Consider the following 2,974-nt stretch of genomic DNA (forward strand, 5'->3'; position numbering starts at 1 on the left):
CCTGAAGGCATGTTTCCCCAAGGTGTATAACCTCGAGGCCAACTACGGTGGTCTGATACGCGGAATGCTGCAAAAGATGTGGCAGGGGCGCAAGACCAAGCAGACCGTTTCGGCAGGCCCAGGTGGTGTGCTGACGTCATTTGATGCAGGTATGGGCAGTATCATCGACGTCCTCAGTGAGAGGTTGGGGGCCAGGCTCAGGGTTGATCATTCTGCCGTGGCGATGCAGAGGGTGCGTGACAGGTACGTCGTCCACTTTGACGCTCAAGACCCCATAGAGGCAGAAGTGGTCATACTGGCAGCGCCGGCGTATGCCTCCTCCGTGATGGTTAAGGAGTTGGACGCCAAATTATCACGGGAGCTTGGCAGCATCGCCAATCCTCCCGTATCGGTAGTATGCATGGGGCTCAGAACGGAACATATCAAGGGCGATGGCGTTGACGGCTTTGGGTTTTTGATTCCCTCCAGGGCCGGAAAAAAGACCCTGGGAACGCTGTTTGACTCGACTGTTTTTCCACACAGGGCGCCGGAGGGATATACCCTCTTGCGAACAATGGCCGGCGGGGCAAGAAATCCACACATCGCCCTGCTAAAAGACGACGACCTTATTTCAACCGTACTAACAGAACTCTCCGACATTATTGGCCTGAAAAATACCCCCGAAATGATAAAGATATACAGACACGAAAAGGCCATCCCACAGTATAACCAAGGCCATCCCGCAATGTTGGACAGGGTCAGCCACCTGATGCAACGGCACCGGGGACTGTATCTGCATGGCAATTCGTACAGGGGCATAGGGGTAAACGACTGCATAGAGACCTCCTTTGCGCTGGTTGAGACAATTGCCGGGGAGATGTTTGCAGATGCATAGCGATATCAGAAAGAACACGGATAACACGTATAGCTTTTTTTGTATGATTTATAAACATAAACCTTTATTAAGGAGGTAGCAATGACAGAGGAACAGATTGTAGCGAGATTAAGGTCAGATAACGAGCAATTCAGGAGGCTGTTTGAGGAGCACAGACACTTGGACCTGCAGATAGATGAGATGGACAGGAAGCTGTATCTGACCACCGAAGAGGACTTTCGCAGGAAGGAGATACAGAAGGAGAAACTGTTCAAAAAGGACAGAATTGCAGAGATGATAAGACAGTACAAGAAGATGCCGGATTATTCGATGGCAGTCGGGGTATCTTCGGAGGGGTGATGCCCCCTCCCCAGACCTCTTCCATAAAGGTAGGGGTATTGTGTTGATAAAACCAGGAGGTTATAGACATTGCGCAGTGACAAGGTAAAAAAGGGCATAGAGCGGGCGCCTCACCGGACGCTCCTCTATGCAACGGGGATACCGCCCTCTGAGATGAATAAGCCTTTTGTGGGAGTAGCGACGAGCTTTACGGACGTCATCCCCGGGCATATTGGGATGCGGGATATGGAACGGTTTATTGAAAAGGGTGTGCATACGGGCGGAGGGTATCCGTTTTTCTTTGGCATACCGGGCATCTGTGACGGCATAGCGATGGGACACAGTGGGATGTATTATTCGCTACCGTCGCGCGACCTGATAGCCGACATGATAGAGTCCATAGCCAATGCCCATCAGTTTGATGCCCTGGTGTTGCTGACCAACTGTGATAAGATAACCCCTGGGATGTTGATGGCCGCAGCGCGTGTCAATGTCCCCGCTATAGTGGTCACGGCCGGGCCAATGCACTCCGGACGTATAAGTGACAAGCGCCTGTCGCTGGTCAATGACACGTTTGAGGCCGTGGGCAGGTATCAGAGGGGATTAATCGGTGACAGTGAGCTTCAGGCCCTTGAGATGTGCGCATGTCCTGGGGTGGGTTCGTGTCAGGGGATGTACACGGCCAACACGATGGCCTGTGTGACGGAGTCGTTGGGAATGAGTCTGCCCTTTTGCGCGACTGCCCTGGCGGTCTCCTCTGAGAAGAAGCGCATAGCCTTCGAGAGCGGGCGCAGGATTGTAGACCTGGTCAGGGACAACATAACGCCGCGTGATATAATGACTCGTCAGGCCTTTGAAAACGCCATGCGCGTAGACACGGCCCTTGGAGGCTCTACCAACACGGTGTTGCACATACCGGCCATTGCCAACGACGCCGGCGTGCCGTTGCCCATATCGGTCTTTGACGAACTCAGCAAAACGACACCGCACATTGCCAACATGCTTCCCGGTGGCGAGCATTACCTTGAGGACTTGCATTATGCCGGAGGTATTCCGGCGGTGATGAAGCGGCTTGCATCGTTGCTTCACGACATGCCAACGGTCTGCGGCAGGAGTATCCGCGCGATAGTGGAGACGGCGGTCATTGTCAACGACGAGGTGATCCGTCCGCTGGATAAGGTGCATCACGCTGAGGGTGGGATAGCCATACTCAGTGGGACGCTGGCCCCCGATGGTGCGGTAGTCAAACAGTCTGCCGTGGTGGAGAAGATGATGTGCTTTGAGGGTACGGCCAAGGTGTTCAACTCCGAAGAAGAGGCGATGGCGGCCATCATGGCCGGTAAGATAGTTGCCGGAGACGTGGTGGTGATCCGCTACGAGGGACCCAAGGGTGGTCCCGGGATGCGGGAGATGCTATCGTGTACGGCTGCAATTGCCGGTATGGGGTTGAGCGATTCGGTAGCCCTTGTCACGGATGGCAGGTTCTCCGGGGGGACGCGTGGCCCCTGCGTGGGGCACATATCGCCCGAGGCAATGGAGGGCGGCATCATCGCCATCGTGCAGGACGGCGACAGGATAAGGATCGACATCCCACAACGAAAGCTCGACCTGCTCGTCAGCCAGGATGAGATCGACAAGAGGTTTAAGGATTGGCAGCCCCAACCCCCTAAGATAACCACCGGGTACCTCAGCAGGTATGCAAAGATGGTTACATCAGCAGCCACAGGCGCCATCATGAAAACATAGAGAAGAAAAAGATAGAAAAAGGGGGGAAAGGACTCT

The 2,974-nt window shown here is 54.3% G+C and carries 3 protein-coding genes; all 3 read left to right on the forward strand.

Going from position 1 to position 2,974, the window contains the following annotated elements; all coding sequences use genetic code 11:
• Positions 1–874 (forward strand): protoporphyrinogen oxidase (gene hemG / locus HWQ67_RS15455; RefSeq protein WP_218253582.1); only part of this gene is annotated, 874 nt, incomplete at its 5' end.
• A gap of 81 nt (positions 875–955) precedes the next feature.
• Complete coding sequence (locus tag HWQ67_RS15460) at positions 956–1,213, forward strand: YdcH family protein (protein ID WP_218253583.1); 258 nt, start codon at positions 956–958, stop codon at positions 1,211–1,213.
• Between the two features lie 69 nt (positions 1,214–1,282).
• The gene (gene ilvD / locus HWQ67_RS15465; protein ID WP_218253584.1) at positions 1,283–2,938 is read left to right on the forward strand and encodes a dihydroxy-acid dehydratase; all 1,656 of its coding nucleotides are present in this window, start codon (positions 1,283–1,285) and stop codon (positions 2,936–2,938) included.
• Positions 2,939–2,974: the final 36 nt, after the last annotated feature.

The organism is Candidatus Magnetobacterium casense (assembly GCF_019173545.1).
Classification (GTDB): Bacteria; Nitrospirota; Thermodesulfovibrionia; order Thermodesulfovibrionales; family Magnetobacteriaceae; genus Magnetobacterium; species Magnetobacterium cryptolimnobacter.

Coding starts and splice junctions, on each gene's coding strand:
- HWQ67_RS15460 (WP_218253583.1), top strand. CDS start 956: ATGACAGAGGAACAGATTGTAGCGAGATTAAGGTCAGATAACGAGCAA.